Here is an 18109-nt window from a genome sequence, read left to right on the forward strand (position 1 = left end):
ATGGTCAATTCGCCCGCGTCGTTCGGAAATCCGAACGATGTTCGGAGCGAATATTCGGAAGCCCGGACAGGGTTAAATTCCAGTTAGCACCCTATCTAAATAAAATCGTTAACTATCAATCACTTATCTACAAATTCAAGCCACCATACAGCTGGCACGCATCCTGCCAATACAGATCCCCGACGGACGCGAACTTCCTTGTCGCGCCGATAAGAACAAACAACATCGAGGACTGTCGTTCATGCGTATGCTCCCCAAGGTTCTGGCCACCGCTATCGCAGCAACCCTGATCAGTGCTCCGGCCTTCGCCGCCGAGCTGACCGGTACCCTGAAGAAGATCAAGGAGACCGGCACCATCACCCTCGGTCACCGTGACGCTTCCATCCCCTTCTCCTACCTCGGCACCGAGCCGGGCAAGCCCATCGGCTACTCCCATGACATCCAGCTGAAAGTGGTCGAGGCCATCAAGCAGGAGCTGGGCATGCCGGAACTCAAGGTCCGCTACAACCTGGTGACCTCCCAGACCCGCATCCCGCTGGTGCAGAACGGCACCGTGGACATCGAGTGCGGCTCCACCACCAACAACCTGGAGCGCCAGAAGCAGGTCGGCTTCTCCGTGGGCATCTTCGAAGTCGGCACCCGCCTGCTGTCGAAGAAATCCGCTGGCATCAACGAGTTCGACAACCTCAAGGGCAAGAACGTGGTGACCACCGCCGGCACCACCTCCGAGCGCCTGCTGAAAGGCATGAACGCCGAGAAGCAGATGGGCATGAACATCATCTCGGCCAAGGACCACGGCGAGTCCTTCCTGATGCTCGAATCCGGCCGCGCGGTGGCCTTCATGATGGACGACGCCCTGCTCTACGGCGAAATGGCCAAGGCCAAGAAGCCGGATGACTGGGTCGTGACCGGCACCCCGCAGTCCTTCGAAATCTACGGTTGCATGGTTCGCAAGGACGACGAAGCCTTCAAGAAAGTGGTCGACAAGGCCATCGCCGCCACCTTCACCTCCGGCGAGATCAACGGCATCTACGACAAGTGGTTCACCCAGCCCATCCCGCCCAAGGGCCTGAACCTGAACTTCCCCATGAGCGACGAGCTGAAGAAGCTGGTGGCCAATCCCACCGACAAGTCGGCTGAAGAAATCTGACCTAGCTCCCCTCTCCCTCCGGGGTGAAGAGGCACGCTTTTGGAAGCACTGCTTCCAGTGCCGATGAACGCCCAAGCGCGAAGCGTTTGGGCAGGGGCGCAGGGCGGGGGCCGGGGGTGAGGGGAGCTGGGCGCTGGCTGGCACTTACCGGCAAACACCCTCTCCCCAACCCTCTCCCTGAAGGGAGAGGGGGCTGTCCGGAGTCGGCCTGAAATCTCGCCGCACACCAGAAAGCCATCCCCCCTTCCACTGCCTTCAACCGCAGACAGATCGACCTGATAGGGGACAACCCTGATGAATTACAACTGGGACTGGGGCGTGTTCTTCAAGTCCACCGGGATCGGCAGCGAAATCTACCTGGACTGGTTCGTCACCGGCCTGGGCTGGACCATCGCCATCGCCCTGGCGGGCTGGATCATCGCCTTGTTGCTGGGATCCTTGCTCGGCGTGATGCGCACCGTACCGAACCGCTGGGTCTCCGGCATCGCCACCGTCTACGTGGAAGCCTTCCGCAACGTACCGCTGCTGGTGCAGCTGTTCCTCTGGTACTTCCTGGTGCCGGACCTGTTGCCCGAACCGCTGGAAATCTGGTTCAAGCAGGACCTCAACCCCGCCACCTCGGCCTACCTCAGCGTGGTGGTCTGCCTCGGCCTGTTCACCGCCGCCCGCGTCTGCGAGCAGGTGCGCACCGGCATCCAGGCGCTGCCCAAGGGCCAGCTCGGCGCTGCCCGCGCCATGGGCTTCCGCCTGCCACAGATCTACCGCTACGTGCTGCTGCCCCAGGCCTTCCGCATCATCATCCCGCCGCTGACCTCCGAGTTCCTCAACATCTTCAAGAACTCCTCGGTGGCCTCGCTGATCGGCCTGATGGAGCTGCTGGCACAGACCAAGCAGACCGCCGAGTTCTCCGCCAACCTGTTCGAAGCCTTCACCCTGGCCACCCTGATCTACTTCACCCTGAACATGAGCCTGATGCTGTTCATGCGCCTGGTGGAGAAAAAGGTGGCAGTGCCCGGCCTGATCTCCGTAGGGGGTAAATGATGGACTTTTCCGCGATCATCCCCGCCCTGCCGGGCCTCGGCGACGGCTTGCTGATGACCCTCAAGCTGATGCTGCTGGGCGTTTTCGGCGGCGTGGCCCTGGGCACCCTGCTGGCCCTGATGCGCCTGTCGCACAACCCGATGCTGTCGAAGATTGCCGGGCTCTACGTCAACTACTTCCGCTCCATCCCGCTGCTGCTGGTGATCACCTGGTTCTACTTCGCGGTGCCCTTCCTCCTGCGGGCGATCACCGGCGAGGACACCCCGGTGGGGGCCTTCACCTCCTGCCTGGTGGCCTTCATGATGTTCGAGGCGGCGTACTTCTGCGAAATCGTCCGCGCCGGCATCCAGGCCATCCCGAAAGGCCAGATGGGCGCCGCCTCCGCCCTGGGCATGACCTACGGCCAGAGCATGCGCCTGATCATCCTGCCCCAGGCCTTCCGCAAGATGACCCCGCTGCTGCTGCAGCAGAGCATCATCCTTTTCCAGGACACCTCGCTGGTCTACACCGTCGGCCTGATGGACTTCCTCAACGCCGCCCGCTCCCGTGGCGACATCATCGGCCAGCCCCACGAGTTCCTCATCTTCGCCGGCCTGGTCTACTTCAGCGTCAGCTTCATCGCCTCCCAGTCGGTCAAACTCCTGCAGAAAAGGTTAGCCGTATGATTTCCATCAAGAACGTCAACAAGTGGTACGGGGACTTCCAGGTGCTGACCAACTGCAGCACCGAGGTGAAGAAGGGTGAAGTGGTGGTGGTCTGCGGCCCGTCCGGCTCCGGCAAGTCCACCCTGATCAAGTGCGTGAACGCCCTGGAGCCCTTCCAGAAGGGCGACATCGTGGTCGACGGCACCTCCATCGCCGACAAGGCCACCAACCTGCCCAAGCTGCGCTCCCGCGTCGGCATGGTGTTCCAGCACTTCGAGCTGTTCCCGCACCTGTCCATCACCGAGAACCTGACCATCGCCCAGACCAAGGTGCTCGGCCGCGGCAAGGACGAATCCATGGACAAGGGCCTCAAGCTGCTCGACCGCGTCGGCCTCAAGGCCCATGCCCACAAGCACCCCGGCCAGCTCTCCGGCGGCCAGCAGCAGCGCGTCGCCATCGCCCGCGCCCTGGCCATGGACCCGGTGGTGATGCTGTTCGACGAACCCACCTCGGCGCTGGACCCGGAAATGGTCAACGAAGTGCTGGACGTGATGGTCGAGCTGGCCCAGGAAGGCATGACCATGATGTGCGTGACCCACGAGATGGGCTTTGCCCGCAAGGTGGCCGACCGGGTGATCTTCATGGACCGCGGACAGATAGTCGAAGACTGCGCCAAGAACGAGTTCTTCGGCGACGTCAACGCCCGCTCCGAGCGCGCCCAGCAGTTCCTCGCCAAGATCCTGCAACACTGATGCAACCCTCCCCTCTCCCACTCGTGGGAGAGGGGCCGGGGGAGAGGGCAAGGCCGCCCGTACTCTCTCCCCCTCCCGCCGCTCGGCGCCCTGCGCCGGGCGGCGACTGGAACGGCCCGGATGTCTATGATGCAATGCCCTACCGCCAGCCTCCGCGCCGTACCGCCCGCATTGACCGTGAAACCGCGCCTGCTCCGCCATCTTTCGCTGTTCCTGCTGCTCGTCCTGTGCATGCTGGGATTCGGCTATGTCGGCTATCACCTCAGCGAGGAGTCGGGCATCCGAGCGCTGCGGGACAACGGCGAGCGCCAGCTGGAACTCCACGCCCGCGCCGTGGAAAGCGAGATCAACCGCTACACCTACCTGCCCAGCCTGCTGGAGCTGGAGAACGGCGTCAGCCACCTGTTGCTGCACCCCACGCCCTACCGACGCAACCTGGTCAACGACTACCTCGAAGGCCTGAACCGCCGCAGCGGCGCCCGCGCCATCTACCTGCTGGATACCAGCGGCCGCGTGCTGGCCACCAGCAACTGGCGCGATGCCGACAGCTACCTGGGCGAGGACCTGTCCTTCCGCGCCTATTTCCAGGAAGCCGTGCAGGGCCGACCAGGCCGCTTCTATGGCATCGGCAGCACCTCGGGCGAAGCCGGCTACTACCTGTCCCATGGCCTGCGCTACCAGGGCCGGATCATCGGCGTGGCGGTGGTCAAGGTGAAGCTGGAAGCCCTGCAGGAGCGCTGGGAGAAGGCCCGCCTGCAAGCCTTCGTCAGCGACGAGAACGGCATCATCATCCTCTCCAGCGACCCGGCCCTGCGCATGAAGGCCGTGCGTCCGCTGTCGGCCGAGGACAAGGAACGCCTGGCGCGCAGCCTGCAGTACTACTGGTGGGCGCTGAACGAATGGGAGCCGCGCTCCCGCGAGGTGCTGGGCGAAGGCCTGGAAGCCATCAGCTTCGCCGCCAGCGGCCCCCGCGGCGAGGCGGAAGGCGAAGTCGCCTACCTGGCGCAGACCCGCACCCTCAACGACACGCCCTGGCACTTCACCCTGCTCTCGCCGCTCGCCGATCTGCGCCACGAAGCGGTGATCCAGGGCATGCTGGCCGCCGTTGGCTTCGCCCTGCTGGCCTTCCTGCTGATCGCCTGGAACGAGCGGCGCAAGGTCATCGCCACCCGCCTGGCCGCCCGCGAGGCGCTGCTGGCGGCCAACAACGAGCTGGAACGCAGGATCGCCGAACGCACCCAGGACCTGCGCGCCAGCAACAGCCGCCTGCTGGCGGAAATCCGTGAACGCAAGCAGACCGAAGAGAACCTGCGCAAGGCCCAGGACAGCCTGGTCCAGGCCGGCAAACTGGCAGTGATCGGGCAGATGTCCACGAGCATCGCCCACGAACTCAACCAGCCCCTGGCGGCGCTGCGCACCCTCTCCGGCAACACCGTGCGCTTCCTCGCGCGGGGCGCCCTGGACACCGCCAGCACCAACCTCGCAGCGATCAACGAACTGGTGGACCGCATGGGCCGCATCACCGCCAGCCTGCGCGCCTTCGCCCGGCGCTCCGACGACCACGGCCAGGCGCGCCTGGGCAAGGCAGTGGACGCGGCCCTGTTCCTCCTGCACACGCGCCTGGAGCGGACCTCCCTGACCCTGCACCGGGACTTCGCCGATGTGCTGCTGGCCATCGACCAGACCCGCCTGGAGCAGATCCTGGTCAACCTCATCGCCAACGCCCTGGACGCCATGAGCGGCCAGGCCGACTGCCAGCTCTGGCTGGCCGGCGCCGCCGACGGCGACAACTACCGTCTGCAAGTGCGCGACAACGGCCCCGGCATCGACCCGGCCAACCGCGTGCACCTGTTCGAGCCCTTCTTCACCACCAAGCCCGGCGAACACGGCCTGGGCCTGGGTCTGACCCTCTCCGCCAGCCTGGCCACCGCCGCCGGCGGCAGCCTGGCGGCCCATCATCCGGAAGCCGGCGGCACCGCCTTCGAACTCTGCCTACCGCTGCTGGAAAGCCCCCAAGACTCCGCGAGCCCCGTCCAATGACCGAGCCCCTCAACGTCCTCATCGTCGAAGACGACCCTCACGTCCTGATGGGTTGCCAGCAGGCCCTGGCCCTGGAAGACATCCCCAGCATCGGTGTCGGCAGCGCCGAGGAAGCCCTGCGCCAGGTGGGCGAAGACTTCGCCGGCATCGTCATCAGCGATATCCGCCTGCCCGGCATGGACGGCCTGACCCTGCTGGAACGTCTCAAGGCCCGCGACCGCAGCCTGCCGGTGGTACTGATCACCGGCCACGGCGACATTTCCATGGCGGTGGGCGCCATGCGCAACGGCGCCTACGACTTCATGGAGAAGCCCTTCTCCCCCGAACGCCTGGTGGACGTCGCCCGCCGTGCCCTGGAGCAGCGCGCCCTGGCCCGCGAGGTGTCGAGCCTGCGCCGCCAGTTGGCCGGCCGGCAGTCCCTGGAGCAGCGCATCATCGGCCGCTCGCCGGCCATCCAGGCCCTGCGCGAACTGATCGCCAACGTCGCCGACACCTCGGCCAATGTGCTGATCGAAGGCGAGACCGGCACCGGCAAGGAACTGGTCGCCCGCTGCCTGCACGACTACAGCCGGCGCCAGGCAAAAGAGTTCGTCGCCCTCAACTGCGGCGGCCTGCCGGAGAACCTGTTCGACAGCGAAATCTTCGGCCACGAGGCCCACGCCTTCACCGGTGCCGGCAAGCGCCGCATCGGCAAGATCGAGCACGCCCACCAGGGCACGCTGTTCCTCGACGAGATCGAGAGCATGCCGATCAACCTGCAGATCAAGTTCCTCCGCGTGCTGCAGGAGCAGACCCTGGAACGCCTGGGCTCCAACCAGCCGATCCCGGTGGACTGCCGCGTCATCGCCGCCACCAAGTTCGACCTGGACGAAGCCGGCCGTGCCGGGCGCTTTCGCAGCGACCTCTACTACCGCCTCAATGTGGTCACCCTGGAGCTGCCACCCCTGCGCGACCGCCGCGAAGACATCCTGCTGCTGTTCGAGCACTTCCTGCAGCTGTCGTCACTGCGCTTCGACCGCGCCGCGCCCGAGTTGGACAACGCCACCGTCTCGGCGCTCATGGCCCACGACTGGCCGGGCAACGTGCGCGAGCTGCGCAACGTCGCCGAACGCTTCGCCCTCGGCCTGCCGGTGTTCAAGAAGAGCGGCCAGGCGCCAGATGGCAACGAACCGCGCTTCGCCGAGGCGGTGGAAGCCTTCGAGAAATCCCTGCTCGGCGCCGCCCTCGAACGCCACGGCGGCAATCTCAGCCAGGCCAGCATCGCCCTCGGCATGGCCAAGACCACCCTGTTCGACAAGGTGAAGAAGTACGGGTTGTGAAAGGGGCGGAAACGATCCTGTAGGGGCGAATTCATTCGCCAAGGGCAGCGCAGCTGCCCCAACAGCCCCCGAATGGCAGGCCTTCGGCCTGCTTAGCGATTGAAATCGCCCCCACAGAAATCGCCCCCTGCAACACCTGCCCCCACAAAGAATCCCACCCCGCCCCGCCACCATGGTCTAAAACCTCCAGACCACCCCACACGAACCACCGCCATGTCCCTGCTGCACCGCGCCATCCACGCCAGGGCCGGTGAACTGGCCCCGGCCCTGGCCGCCTTCGCCCTGCTGCTGTGCCTGTTCGGCGGCTACTTCATGCTGCGCCCGGTGCGCGAGACCATGGGCATCGCCGGCGGCGTGGAGAACCTGCAATGGCTGTTCAGCGCCACTTTCGTCGCCATGCTGCTGGCGGTGCCGGCCTATGGCTGGCTGAACGCGCGGGTGCCACGGCGGGTGTTCCTCGACTGGGTCTACCTGTTCTTCGCCGCCAACCTGCTGGGCTTCGCCTGGCTGCTGTGGCGCACGCCCGACCCGCTGTGGGCGGCGCGGGCCTTCTACGTCTGGCTGTCGGTGTACAACCTGTTCGTGGTGTCCCTGGCCTGGAGCCTGCTGGCCGATGTGTTCGACCGTCGCCAGTCCAAGCGCCTGTTCCCCTCCATCGCCGCCGGGGCCAGCCTGGGCGGGCTGCTGGGGCCGCTGGCCGGTGGCCTGCTGGTGGGGCCCCTGGGTACGGCCGGGCTGCTGGTGCTGGCCGCCCTGCTCCTGCTGCCCACCCTGCCGCTGCGCCGCTACCTGATGGCCTGGCGGGCCATTGGCGGCGCCGGCCGGCCCGGCGCGGAAACCGAACCGCCGGAACGGCCGGTGCCCGGCAATCCCTTCGCCGGCATCGGGCTGGTATTCGGCTCGCCCTATCTGCTGGGCATCTGTGCCTTCGTCCTGCTGCTGTCCTGCACCAGCACCTTCCTCTACTTCGAGCAGGCGCGGCTAGTGGCGGCGCTGTTCCCCGACAGCCAGCAGCAGGTGCGCGTGTTTGCCCTGATCGACTTCATCGTCCAGGCGCTCTCGCTGGTCTGTCAGCTGTTCATTGCCGGCCGCGTGGCCCAGCGTTTCGGCGTCGGCGCCCTGCTCGGCGTGGTGCCGCTGCTGGTGGCCCTGGGCTTCCTCGCCCTCGCCCTGCTGCCGCAGTTCGCCGTGCTCGCTGCGCTGATGGTCCTGCGCCGGGTAGGCGAATACGCCTTCGTCCGGCCGGGGCGGGAAATGCTCTTCGTACCGCTCGGCGCCCAGCAGAAATACCGGGCGAAGAACTTCATCGACACCGTGGTCTATCGCGGAGGCGACGCCGTCAGCGCCTGGCTCAAGGCCCTGCTCGACGCCATCGGCCTCGGCGCCGCGCTGGTGGCCCTGGTGGGCGCCGGCGTGGCTCTGGCCTGGAGCGCAGTGGGCTGGCGCCTCGGCCGCCACCATGAACAGACAGCCACCCCGCAGGAGGTCCGACCATGAGAACCGGCATCACCCGCGCCGAATTCCTCCGCTTCAGCGCTGGCGCGGCGCTACTCGCCATGAGCCCCTTGGGCCTCGCCGCCGAGACGGGCCAGCAGCCCCTGCGCCGCCGCGCCATTCCCGCCAGCGGCGAACAGTTGCCGGTGATCGGCGTCGGCACCTACCGCGGCTTCGACATCGCCCGCGGCGACGCCGAGGCCTGGGCCGATTGCCGCCAGGTGCTGGAAGCGCTGTTCGCCGCCGGCGGTTCGGTGGTCGACAGCTCGCCCATGTACGGCCAGGCGGAAGAAGCGGTGGGCGGCCTGCTGAACGAACTCAAGGCCCACGAGCGCGCCTTCGTCGCCACCAAGGTCTGGACCCAGGGCCGCCAGCAGGGCGTGGAGCAGATGCAGCAGTCCCTGCGCCTGCTGCAGCGCCAGCGCATCGAGCTGATGCAGGTGCACAACCTGGTGGACTGGCAGGAGCACCTGGTCACCCTGCGGCAATGGAAGGAGGAAGGCCGCATCCGCTACCTGGGCGTCACCCACTACACCTCCAGCGCCTACGACCAGCTGGAAAAGGTACTGCGCGCCGAACAGCTGGACTTCCTGCAGATCAACTACGCCGTCAGCGACCGCGAAGCGGAGCAGCGCATCCTGCCCCTGGCCAGGGAGCGCGGGGTGGCCGTGCTGATCAACCGCCCCTTCGGCGGCGGCAACCTGCTGCGCAACCTCCTGCAGCAACCCGTGCCGAAATGGGCCGCCGACTACGACTGCACGAGCTGGCCGCAACTGCTGCTGAAGTTCTGCCTCAGCCACCCGGCGGTGACCTGCGTGATCCCCGGCACCGGCAACCCCCGCCACATGCTGGACAACCTCCAGGCCGGCCGGGGCAAGGAAGCGGACCAGGCCTTCCGCGAGCGTCTGATCCAGGCGGTATGAGGTTCCGCTTCCTGTAGGGTGGATGTCGCTTTTCACATCCACCAGCGAGGCCAGGCTCGGCACCGATGGTGGATCGATAAAGCGTGATCCACCCTACACACACCGTCAGGCCGCGAAACCACCATCGATCATCAGGTTCGCACCGGTGATATAGCCCGCCTCAGGACCGGCGAGGTAGGCGACGAAGCTGGCGATCTCCTCGGCCCGGCCGTAGCGCGGCAGGGCCATGAGTTGCTTCAGGCCCTCGGCGAACTCACCGCTGTCGGGGTTCATGTCGGTGTCCACCGGGCCCGGCTGCACGTTGTTGACGGTTATGCCGCGCGGCCCCAGGTCACGGGCCAGGCCCTTGGTGAAGCCGGCCACCGCCGCCTTGCTCAGGGCATAGACCGAACCGCCGGCGAAGGGCATGCGCTCGGCGTTGGTGCTACCGATGGTGATGATGCGGCCGCCCTCGCCCATCACGCGGGCGGCTTCCTGGCTGGCGATCACCACGCTGCGCACGTTCACCGCCAGGGTGCGGTCGAGGTCTTCGATGCTGAATTCCTCGATGGGCGCCACGGCCAGCACGCCGGCGTTGTTCACCAGGATGTCGAGGCGGCCGTAAGTCTCCACCGCGTGGCGAATGGCGGCGCGGATGGCCTTTTCGTCGCGGCTGTCGGCCTGGATGGCGATGGCGCGGCCGCCGGCGGCTTCGATCGCTGCGACCACCTCGAGGGCGGCACTGGCAGAGGCGACATAGGTCAGGGCGACGGCAGCGCCCTCCTTGGCCAGGCGCTGGGCGATGGCGGCGCCGATGCCACGGGAACCGCCCTGGATGAATGCGACCTTGCCGTCGAGGGATTTCAGAGTGCTCATGCGGGATCTCCTGGAACTTGGGGGAGGAGTGGAAGACGGCCCCAGTATCGAGTGGAGACTCACAACCGATAAGCCGGCAATCGCTATATTCAGTCGATACCAATGGTTTATGGAGATTCCATGGAAACCCTCAGCAGCATCGAGAGCTTCGTCCGTGCCGCCGAGGCCGGCAGCTTCGCCGAAGCCGCGCGGCGACTGGGTTTGACGCCAGCAGCGGTAGGCAAGAACGTGGCCAGGCTGGAATCCAGCCTCGGCGTGCGGCTGTTCCTGCGCAGCACCCGCCGCCTGACCCTGACGGAAGCCGGCGAGCGCTTCCTGGCCGAAGTGAGCGGCGGCCTGGCGAGCATCCAGAGCGCGGTGGCCAACCTCGCCAGCAGCCAGGGCCAGCCGGCGGGCACCCTCAAGGTGAGCATGGGCGTGGCCTTCGGCCGCGACTACATCCTGCCGCACCTGGGCGACTTCCTCGCCCGCTACCCCGCCATCATTCCCGACTGGCATTTCGACAACCGCCCCGTGGACCTGATCGGCGAAGGCTTCGACGCAGCCATCGGCGGCGGTTTCGAACTGCCGCCCGGCGTCATCGCTCGCCAGTTGGCGCCGGCCCACCGGGTGCTGCTGGCGTCGAAGGACTACCTGGCGCGGCACCCAGCGATCAGGACGCCGGAAGACCTGGCCCGGCACGACGGCATCCTCATCCGCTCGCCGCAGACCGGCCGTGTTCGCACCTGGCCGCTGCGCACCCGCGACGACCGCCAGGCCAGCTTCGAACTGAAGATGCGCATGGCCATGAGCGACCCGGAAGCGGCCTGCCATGCGGCCATGCAGGGGCTGGGAGTGACGCTGGTGAGCACGGCGCATGCCCTGCCCCACCTGCAGGGCGGCAGCCTGGTGCGGGTGCTGCCGGACTGGTACGTGGACACCGGCAGCCTGTCCCTCTACTTCAGCGCCCAGAAGCTGCTGCCGGCCAAGACCCGCGTGTTCATCGACTTCATCGTCGAACGCTTCCGCCAGCAAAGGCTGGCGGAGAAGTTCAGTGCCAACTGGCAGCCATGATTTCGGGCGATGTCCCTGATGGGTTTCGCTCCGCTCTACCACATCCTACGAACAGTGCGTAGGGTGGATGTCGCTTTTTACATCCACCAACGGGGCCCGGCCAAACCCCGAAAGGTGGACCGGTGAAGCGTGGTCCACCCTACACAGGGCGAACCCCATCGAATGACACGGGGCGCGCCGTCAAAGATGCTCGCTTTTCGCATCCACATACAGATTGCGCCCGGCGCCCAGGCCGAAGGCGGTGGCGGCCAGGCTCACCACCACGAAGATGATCCCCACCGCGCTCCAGCCGTGGGTCAGGTCGTGCACCACGCCCACCATCAGCGGGCCCATGGCGGCCAGGGTATAGCCCACGCCCTGGGCCATGCCGGAGAGGTTGGCGGCGACATGGGCATCCCGCGAGCGCAGCACGATCAGCGCCAGGGCGATGCTGAAGGTGCCGCCCTGCCCCAGGCCCAGCACCACGGCCCAGCCCCAGATACCGGACAGCGGCGCGTAGAGCATGCCCAGCAGCCCGGCCAGGGTCAGGCCCATCACCAGCAGCACGGCGGGACGCTGGTCGCGGCCACGGCTGGCCAGCCAGGGTGCGCCCAGGGCGCTGATCAACTGGGTCATCACCGAGCCGGACAGCACCAGGCCCGCTTCCACCGCGGAAAGGCCGCGGTCGATCAGGATCGACGGCAGCCAGCCGAACACTATGTAGGCCAGGGAGGATTGCAGGCCCATGTAGAGGGTCACCTGCCAGGCCAGCGGGTCACGCCAGAGGCCGGTAACCTTGTAGGCCTGGCGGTGGGCGTGCTGTCCCTGGCGCGCCTGGGGCAGCCAGATCAGCGCGGCGAGGATCGCCGGTAGCGCCCAGAAGGCCAGGGCCGGTTGCCAGGCGTCGTCCATCAGCCCGGCCAGGGGCACCGTGGCGCCGGCGGCCAGGGCGGCGCCGAGACACAGGGCCATGGTGTAGACCCCGGTCATCAGCCCGGCGATATGGGGGAAATCGCGCTTGACGATGCCCGGCAGGAGCACGCCGATGATGCCGATGCTCGCCCCCGCCACCAGGCTGCCGAGGAACAGCCCGGCCAGCGGGAACAGGCTGCGCAGCAGGATGCCGCCGGCCAGGCTGAAGAGGATCAGCAGCACCGTGCGCTCGCTGCCCAGGCGTCGCGCCAGGATCGGCGCCAGTGGCGCGAACAGGCCGAGGCAGAACACCGGCAAGGTGGTCAGCAGACCGGCGCCGGAAGCCGAGAGGCCGGTGGCGTCGCGCACCAGGTTGAGCATCGGCGCCAGGCTGGAGAGTGCCGGGCGCAAGTTCAGCGCCACCATCACCAGGCCGGCCAGCAACAGCCAGGCGCTGCCGGGCAGGGCACGGGGACGGGGCTCGTCGTCGGCCTCGGCGTCGATCAGCAATTCTTCCGGCGGGCAGGCTGGAGTCTCGCAGGCATCATCCAGGGAAGGTGAAGAGGTCATCAAGGCAGTTCCGCAAAGAGGGGGCGAAGTCAGATCAGCAACGCGCGGTTGGCCGCAGCGGCGGCATCCGCGTCCTGGCGTTCGATGGCGTCCAGCAGTTCGCGGTGCAGGTCGAAACTCGGCTGCGGCCGCTCAGGATCGGAGATGGTGCGTTCCAGCCCCACGCGGATCACCTGGGAGAAATAGCGGTACAGCTCGCTGAGCACCGGGTTGTGGGCGCTGTCCACCACCCGCTGGTGGAAGGCCAGGTCATGCACGATGTAATCCTGCAGGTCATCGAAGCCGGAGCGCGCGCTGGAGGCGGCCAGCGCCACGCGCAGGGCCGCCAGGTCGTCCTCGGTACGGCGCAGGGCGGCCAGCCGGGAGGCCTCGATCTCGATCATCCCCCGCGCTTCCAGGGCCTGTTCCACCGAGCTGCGCGCCAGGGCCTGCATGGTGGCCAGGGGGTCGGCGCAGGCACGCACATAGGTGCCGTCGCCCTGGCGCACTTCCAGCACCCCGGAGAAGGTCAGCACCCGTACCGCCTCGCGCACGGTGTTGCGGCTGATGCCGATGATCTCGGCCAGTTCGGGTTCCGGGGGCAGGCGCTGGCCCAGCGGCCAGGTGCCGGCATCGATGCGCTGGCGGATCTGCTCCAGGGCGATATCCACCAGGGAGCGCTTGAGCGAGGTTGCGATCATGGCAAACATCCAATCATCGGATGAATTTGAAGAAGGCAAAGACTAGTCACCGACTCATTTCGCCGCAAGCACCATCCTTGCGAGTAACGAAATAGTCATTATCGGCCGGGATGATTTTTCCCCCTCCCCTGCCGTTGGTAGCCTGCACGCACTTACCAACGTACTGCTCGGGGACTCCCATGAAGCACGCCCATACCCTTGCGCTGGCCGCAATGGCGCTGGTCCTGACCGGCTGCGCCAGCCAACCCGAACCCGAGCAGCGCCCCTACACCGACGCCGAGGTGAAGCAGTTCGCCCTGGAAATGCTCAGCCGCAGTGGCCTGCCCTACGAGGACTACGAAAAGTTGCGCAGCGCCATCTTGCATCCCAAGGTGCCGGAAGCGGGGAAAGACCTGCCGAAGGAAATGCCGAGCAAAGGCTGAGTCGCAACGGCTGCTGGCCAGCGAGGCTGACGCTTGCCGCGAGGAATGCCGAAAAATGAAAAAGGGGCTCAATGAGCCCCTTCTTCTTTGCCGACCGATCAGCGCTTGCGGCCGAAACCCGGACGCTGACCTTCGCCACCCGGCGGGCCGCTGCGCTTGTGCTGCGGACGCTGCGGCTTGCGGTTCGGGCGGTCGGCCAGTTCGACGGCCGGACGCTCGCCCTGGGGCTTGGCCGGACGCTTCTTGTTGCTGTCGCGCGGCCGCTCGGCGACCGGCGTGCCACGCGGGGCGCGGGCGGGACGCTCGTCGCCCTCACGGCGCTGGCCACGAGCCGGACGCTCGTAACCCTCGCGACGCTGGCCACGCGCCGGACGCTCGTCGCCCTCGCGACGCGGACCACGCGCCGGACGCTCGTCACCCTCGCGACGCTGGCCACGAGCCGGACGCTCGTCGCCCTCGCGACGCGGGCCACGTGCCGGCCGCTCGTCCCCTTCACGACGCGGCCCACGGGCCGGACGCTCATCGCCGTCACGGCGTGGCGCACGGGCGGCGACAGGCTTGGCCGACTTGCGCTGCAGGCGGTCAAGGCGGTCGCGGAACTTCTCCTTCATGTTCGGCAGGGCAACGGGCTTGAGGCCCACCTCGGCGCTGAGGATGTCCACTTCGCTCTGGGACATTTCGCGCCAGCGGCCCATGGTCAGGTCGGAGGTGATGAACACCGGGCCGAAGCGCACACGCTTCAGACGGCTGACCACCAGGCCCTGGGATTCCCACAGGCGGCGCACTTCGCGGTTGCGGCCTTCCATCACCACGCAGTGGTACCAATGGTTGAGGCCTTCGCCGCCGGGGGCTTCCTGGATGTCGGTGAACTTCGCCGGACCGTCTTCCAGCATCACACCCCGCTTGAGGTTCTCCAGCATCTCCTCGGTGACCTCGCCACGCACGCGCACGGCGTACTCGCGGTCCATCTCGAAGGAGGGGTGCATCAGGCGGTTGGCCAGTTCGCCGTCGGTGGTGAACAGCAGCAGGCCGGTGGTGTTGATGTCCAGGCGGCCGACATTGATCCAGCGACCGGCCTTCAGCCGCGGCAGGCGCTCGAACACGGTGGCACGGCCTTCCGGATCGTCACGGGTGCAGACTTCGCCTTCGGGCTTGTTGTAGATCAGCACGCGGCGAACGCTTTCGGCTTCTTCCTCGCGCTTGAGCAGGCGGCCGTCGACGCTGATGGCGTCATGGCGGTCGACGCGCTGGCCGAGGCTGGCGACTTCACCGTTGACCTTCACCCGGCCTTCGCCGATCCAGGCCTCGATATCGCGGCGCGAGGCCAGCCCCATGCGGGCCAGGACCTTCTGCAGCTTTTCCCCTGCGGGGCTGTATTCTGTGTCACTCATCTGGGCACCTCCCGGTGTAGCAGTAAAAAGGCCGCGCATCATACGCGGCCGGTGGGCCTCAGGCTAGTTGAACCCGGGCGCCGCGCCAGCCTCGCCGCCGGGCGGCGATCCTCAACTGAGGCTTTCGTCGGGCAGCGTCTCGTCTCCCGCTTCGGTGGCCACGGCTTCCGCCTCGTCCGCCGGGGCGAGGAGCAGGTCGTCGAAGTCGGTCTTCAGGCCCTCCTCCATGCTGTCCAGTTCGGCCAGCAGGCTGCGGAAGCTGGTTTCCTCCCGCGGCTCGGCCGGCTGCTCGGCATCGGCGCGGGCCTGCAGCCCCTCGGGCACCGGGGCCTCGCCGTCTTCCAGGGCCAGCACCGGCTCGGGCTCCAGCTCGCGCAAGGCGGCGAGCGGCGGCAGCTCTTCCAGGCTCTTCAGGTTGAAATGGTCGAGGAAGGCGCGGGTGGTGGCGAACATCGCCGGCTTGCCGGGCACATCGCGGTAGCCGACCACACGGATCCACTCGCGCTCCAGCAGGGTCTTGACGATCTGGCTGTTCACCGCGACGCCGCGGATGTCCTCGATCTCGCCGCGGGTGATGGGCTGGCGGTAGGCCACCAGGGCCAGGGTTTCCAGCATCGCACGGGAGTAACGCTGCGGGCGCTCTTCCCAGAGCCGGCCGACCCAGGGAGAAAAACGTTCGCGGATCTGCAGGCGGTATCCGGACGCCACTTCGCGCAACTCGAAGGCACGGCCTTCGCAGCTGCGCGCCAGGATCGCCAACGCCGAGCGGATCACCGCCAGTTCCGGGCGCTCGGCTTCCTCGAAGAGCTCGGCCAGGCGCTCCAGGGACAGGGGCTTGCCGGAGGCGAGGAGAAAGGCCTCCAGCAGCGAGGCGAGTTCGTTGGGGTCGTTGAGGTTCATCTACTCGGCCCGAGCGCGCACGTGAATGGGAGCGAAGGGCTCATTCTGCACCAGTTCCACCAACTGTTCCTTGATCAGCTCCAGCACCGCCATGAAGGTGACGACCACGCCGAGACGCCCCTCCTCCACCGTGAACAGACAGACGAAGGGCACGAACGCGCCGCCCTTGAGCTTCTCCAGCACCTCGCTCATGCGTTCGCGGGTGGACAGCGCCTCGCGGGTGACCTGGTGGCTCTCGAACATGTCGGCACGCCGCAGCACCTCGGCCATCGACAGCAGCAGTTCTTCCAGGGCGACGTCCGGCAGCAGCTTGCGCGCCCGGGCCTCGGGAGCGTCCACCCGCGGCACTATGGTGTCGCGCCCGACCCGCGGCAGCTGGTCGATGCCTTCGGCGGCCTGCTTGAAGCGCTCGTACTCCTGGAGGCGGCGGATCAGCTCGGCGCGCGGGTCTTCTTCCTCTTCCTCCACCTCGCTGGAGCGCGGCAGCAGCATGCGCGACTTGATCTCGGCCAGCATGGCAGCCATCACCAGGTACTCGGCGGCCAGTTCCAGGCGCACCGACTTCATCAGCTCGACATAGGCCATGTACTGGTGGGTGATGGCGGCCACCGGGATGTCGAGGATGTCGATGTTCTGCTTGCGGATCAGGTACAGCAACAGGTCGAGGGGGCCTTCGAAGGCTTCGAGGAAGACTTCCAGGGCGTCCGGCGGGATATAGAGGTCCTGCGGCAGCTCGGTGACCGCCTGGCCATAGACGAGGGCGAAGGGCAGCTCCTGCTGGGCGCCGGCCTGGCTGTCCTGGGCCTCAAGGGGCGGTGTGTCCTGCATCGGTTCCTCTCGCAGCGGGTCCGCTGCCTTGGGGAAAAAAGCCTGCCAGTCGGGACCGGTCGGCGGGAAAGCGGGAAAATTAGCACCATGTGCCAGACTTAAAAAGCACGAAGCAGCTCTGCTGGTCAGGTCTGGAACAGAACGCTCATGGAGGTTCCGATGAAACACTTCACCCTGATGTTAAGTGCCGTCCTCATGTTCCTCTGCCTCGCCCTGGTCCCGCTATCCACGGCGCAGGCAGGCTTGATAGGTACCGATGAGGCGGTCTCGGCCCAGCAGCAATCGAATGATCGCGCCAGGATCGAGGCATTTCTCAGCAAATCCGAGGTAGAGGAGCAGATGCGCGCCATGGGTGTGGATGCCGCCACCGCGCGGTCCAGGGTCCAGGCCCTGACCAACGAGGAAGCGGCACAACTGGTGCAGAAAATGGATGCGGTGCCCGCCGGCGGCAATATCAGTACCACGGAGTTCCTCCTCATCCTGATACTGATAATCGTGCTGGCGATATTGCTGTAGGCGCCGGCTTCACTCCTCTTCGAGGAAGGGCTGCGGATCGCCGCAGCCCACGCGCAACACTTCGGGCTCGCCTTCGGCCAGGTTGATCACCGTGGAAGCCGCCATGCCACCGTGGCCGCCGTCGATGATCAGGTCCACCTGGTGTTCGAGGATGTGCCGCATCTCGTACGGATCGCTCATCGGCAGGTCCTCGCCAGGGAGGATCAGGCTGGTACTCATCAGGGGCGCGCCCAGATGCTCCAGCAGTGCCAGGGCTATGGGGTGGTCCGGCACCCGCAGGCCGATGGTGCGCCGCTTCGGGTGCATCAGCATGCGCGGCACTTCGCGGGTGGCGTTGAGGATGAAGGTGTAGGGGCCCGGCGTATGCGCCTTGATCAGGCGGAAGGCAGTGGTGTCCACCTTGGCGAATACCCCGATCTCCGAGAGGTCGCGGCAGACCAGGGTGAAGTTGTGCTTCTCGTCCAGCCGGCGCAGGCGGCGGATGCGCTCCACGGCGCCCTTGTCGCCGATCAGGCAGCCCAGGGCGTAGGAGGAGTCGGTGGGATAGACGATCACCCCACCTGCCTTGATGATTTCCACGGCCTGCCGAATCAGGCGCGGTTGCGGGTTTTCCGGGTGTACCTGGAAGAACTGACTCACG

Annotated in this window: 18 protein-coding genes; 11 read left to right on the forward strand and 7 right to left on the reverse strand. The window is 66.9% G+C overall.

All coding sequences use genetic code 11. From position 1 onward, the window contains the following. Positions 1-241: 241 nt before the first annotated feature. The 8 genes from ACFPU0_RS12525 to ACFPU0_RS12560 all read left to right on the forward strand — a co-directional run bounded on the left by ACFPU0_RS12525 (position 242) and on the right by ACFPU0_RS12560 (position 9363). Positions 242-1150, forward strand: coding sequence for a glutamate/aspartate ABC transporter substrate-binding protein (locus ACFPU0_RS12525; protein ID WP_377693337.1), 909 nt, complete (start codon positions 242-244; stop codon positions 1148-1150). Positions 1151-1444: 294 nt separating this feature from the next. Then, positions 1445-2191, forward strand: coding sequence for an amino acid ABC transporter permease (locus ACFPU0_RS12530; protein ID WP_377693338.1), 747 nt, complete (start codon positions 1445-1447; stop codon positions 2189-2191). Then, positions 2188-2856, forward strand: coding sequence for an amino acid ABC transporter permease (locus ACFPU0_RS12535; protein WP_377693340.1), 669 nt, complete (start codon positions 2188-2190; stop codon positions 2854-2856). Before ACFPU0_RS12530 ends, ACFPU0_RS12535 begins: the two co-directional genes overlap by 4 nt. Further along, positions 2853-3587, forward strand: coding sequence for an amino acid ABC transporter ATP-binding protein (locus tag ACFPU0_RS12540; protein ID WP_377693341.1), 735 nt, complete (start codon positions 2853-2855; stop codon positions 3585-3587). Before ACFPU0_RS12535 ends, ACFPU0_RS12540 begins: the two co-directional genes overlap by 4 nt. 129 nt (positions 3588-3716) lie before the next feature. Continuing rightward, positions 3717-5627: a sensor histidine kinase gene (locus tag ACFPU0_RS12545; protein WP_377693500.1), complete on the forward strand. Its 1911-nt coding sequence runs from the start codon at positions 3717-3719 to the stop codon at positions 5625-5627. Further along, positions 5624-6946, forward strand: a complete 1323-nt coding sequence (locus ACFPU0_RS12550) for a sigma-54-dependent transcriptional regulator (protein ID WP_377693342.1) — start codon at positions 5624-5626, stop codon at positions 6944-6946. The genes ACFPU0_RS12545 and ACFPU0_RS12550 overlap by 4 nt, the downstream gene beginning before the upstream one ends. A 213-nt stretch (positions 6947-7159) precedes the next feature. Further along, positions 7160-8443 carry an NTP/NDP exchange transporter gene (locus tag ACFPU0_RS12555; RefSeq protein ID WP_377693343.1) on the forward strand — a complete coding sequence of 428 codons (1284 nt, stop codon included), beginning with the start codon at positions 7160-7162 and terminating at the stop codon, positions 8441-8443. After that, the gene (locus tag ACFPU0_RS12560; RefSeq protein ID WP_377693344.1) at positions 8440-9363 is read left to right on the forward strand and encodes an aldo/keto reductase; all 924 of its coding nucleotides are present in this window, start codon (positions 8440-8442) and stop codon (positions 9361-9363) included. The genes ACFPU0_RS12555 and ACFPU0_RS12560 overlap by 4 nt, the downstream gene beginning before the upstream one ends. 105 nt (positions 9364-9468) lie before the next feature. Here the strand turns inward: ACFPU0_RS12560 and ACFPU0_RS12565 are convergent, their stop codons facing one another. Further along, positions 9469-10218, reverse strand: coding sequence for a 3-oxoacyl-ACP reductase family protein (locus ACFPU0_RS12565; protein ID WP_377693346.1), 750 nt, complete (start codon positions 10216-10218; stop codon positions 9469-9471). 120 nt (positions 10219-10338) lie between these two features. On the opposite strand from ACFPU0_RS12565, the gene ACFPU0_RS12570 reads away from it, so the two are divergent. Further along, positions 10339-11271 (forward strand): LysR family transcriptional regulator, encoded by a 933-nt coding sequence (locus ACFPU0_RS12570; RefSeq protein ID WP_377693347.1) that lies wholly within the window; start codon positions 10339-10341, stop codon positions 11269-11271. 180 nt (positions 11272-11451) lie between these two features. Here ACFPU0_RS12570 and ACFPU0_RS12575 read toward each other — a convergent pair whose 3' ends face one another. Together ACFPU0_RS12575 and ACFPU0_RS12580 are read right to left on the reverse strand one after the other, a co-directional pair. After that, entirely contained in the window at positions 11452-12732 is a 1281-nt protein-coding gene (locus ACFPU0_RS12575) for a CynX/NimT family MFS transporter (RefSeq protein ID WP_377693348.1), read from the reverse strand. A gap of 29 nt (positions 12733-12761) precedes the next feature. Further along, entirely contained in the window at positions 12762-13409 is a 648-nt protein-coding gene (locus ACFPU0_RS12580) for a FadR/GntR family transcriptional regulator (protein WP_377693501.1), read from the reverse strand. Positions 13410-13591: 182 nt separating this feature from the next. On the opposite strand from ACFPU0_RS12580, the gene ACFPU0_RS12585 reads away from it, so the two are divergent. Further along, positions 13592-13834: a hypothetical protein gene (locus ACFPU0_RS12585; protein ID WP_377693350.1), complete on the forward strand. Its 243-nt coding sequence runs from the start codon at positions 13592-13594 to the stop codon at positions 13832-13834. Between the two features lie 98 nt (positions 13835-13932). Here ACFPU0_RS12585 and rluB read toward each other — a convergent pair whose 3' ends face one another. The 3 genes from rluB to ACFPU0_RS12600 all read right to left on the reverse strand — a co-directional run bounded on the left by rluB (position 13933) and on the right by ACFPU0_RS12600 (position 16824). Next, positions 13933-15225: a 23S rRNA pseudouridine(2605) synthase RluB gene (gene rluB / locus ACFPU0_RS12590; protein WP_377693351.1), complete on the reverse strand. Its 1293-nt coding sequence runs from the start codon at positions 15223-15225 to the stop codon at positions 13933-13935. A 111-nt stretch (positions 15226-15336) separates the two neighbouring features. Beyond that, positions 15337-16125 (reverse strand): SMC-Scp complex subunit ScpB, encoded by a 789-nt coding sequence (gene scpB, locus ACFPU0_RS12595; protein WP_377693353.1) that lies wholly within the window; start codon positions 16123-16125, stop codon positions 15337-15339. Further along, the gene (locus ACFPU0_RS12600; protein ID WP_377693502.1) at positions 16126-16824 is read right to left on the reverse strand and encodes a segregation and condensation protein A; all 699 of its coding nucleotides are present in this window, start codon (positions 16822-16824) and stop codon (positions 16126-16128) included. A 288-nt stretch (positions 16825-17112) separates the two neighbouring features. Here ACFPU0_RS12600 and ACFPU0_RS12605 point away from each other — a divergent pair, with 288 nt between their 5' ends. After that, a complete protein-coding gene (locus ACFPU0_RS12605) occupies positions 17113-17469 on the forward strand; it encodes a PA2779 family protein (protein ID WP_377693354.1) in 357 nt (118 codons plus the stop codon). 9 nt (positions 17470-17478) lie between these two features. Here the strand turns inward: ACFPU0_RS12605 and ACFPU0_RS12610 are convergent, their stop codons facing one another. After that, positions 17479-18108 (reverse strand): L-threonylcarbamoyladenylate synthase, encoded by a 630-nt coding sequence (locus tag ACFPU0_RS12610; protein WP_377693356.1) that lies wholly within the window; start codon positions 18106-18108, stop codon positions 17479-17481. Between the last annotated feature and the right edge of the window lies 1 nt (position 18109).

Source organism: Pseudomonas sp. GCM10022186 (assembly GCF_042656385.1).
In the GTDB taxonomy this organism is placed as follows: Bacteria; Pseudomonadota; Gammaproteobacteria; order Pseudomonadales; family Pseudomonadaceae; genus Metapseudomonas.

Excerpts from the sequence above, each read along its gene's own strand:
- ACFPU0_RS12570 (WP_377693347.1), top strand. The coding sequence starts at position 10,339 with ATGGAAACCCTCAGCAGCATCGAGAGCTTCGTCCGTGCCGCCGAGGCC.
- ACFPU0_RS12535 (WP_377693340.1), top strand. The coding sequence starts at position 2,188 with ATGATGGACTTTTCCGCGATCATCCCCGCCCTGCCGGGCCTCGGCGAC.
- ACFPU0_RS12575 (WP_377693348.1), bottom strand. The coding sequence starts at position 12,732 with ATGACCTCTTCACCTTCCCTGGATGATGCCTGCGAGACTCCAGCCTGC.
- ACFPU0_RS12560 (WP_377693344.1), top strand. The coding sequence starts at position 8,440 with ATGAGAACCGGCATCACCCGCGCCGAATTCCTCCGCTTCAGCGCTGGC.
- scpB (WP_377693353.1), bottom strand. The coding sequence starts at position 16,125 with ATGAACCTCAACGACCCCAACGAACTCGCCTCGCTGCTGGAGGCCTTT.
- ACFPU0_RS12525 (WP_377693337.1), top strand. The coding sequence starts at position 242 with ATGCGTATGCTCCCCAAGGTTCTGGCCACCGCTATCGCAGCAACCCTG.
- ACFPU0_RS12585 (WP_377693350.1), top strand. The coding sequence starts at position 13,592 with ATGAAGCACGCCCATACCCTTGCGCTGGCCGCAATGGCGCTGGTCCTG.
- ACFPU0_RS12555 (WP_377693343.1), top strand. The coding sequence starts at position 7,160 with ATGTCCCTGCTGCACCGCGCCATCCACGCCAGGGCCGGTGAACTGGCC.
- ACFPU0_RS12565 (WP_377693346.1), bottom strand. The coding sequence starts at position 10,218 with ATGAGCACTCTGAAATCCCTCGACGGCAAGGTCGCATTCATCCAGGGC.
- rluB (WP_377693351.1), bottom strand. The coding sequence starts at position 15,225 with ATGAGTGACACAGAATACAGCCCCGCAGGGGAAAAGCTGCAGAAGGTC.
- ACFPU0_RS12530 (WP_377693338.1), top strand. The coding sequence starts at position 1,445 with ATGAATTACAACTGGGACTGGGGCGTGTTCTTCAAGTCCACCGGGATC.
- ACFPU0_RS12605 (WP_377693354.1), top strand. The coding sequence starts at position 17,113 with ATGAAACACTTCACCCTGATGTTAAGTGCCGTCCTCATGTTCCTCTGC.
- ACFPU0_RS12545 (WP_377693500.1), top strand. The coding sequence starts at position 3,717 with ATGCAATGCCCTACCGCCAGCCTCCGCGCCGTACCGCCCGCATTGACC.
- ACFPU0_RS12540 (WP_377693341.1), top strand. The coding sequence starts at position 2,853 with ATGATTTCCATCAAGAACGTCAACAAGTGGTACGGGGACTTCCAGGTG.
- ACFPU0_RS12550 (WP_377693342.1), top strand. The coding sequence starts at position 5,624 with ATGACCGAGCCCCTCAACGTCCTCATCGTCGAAGACGACCCTCACGTC.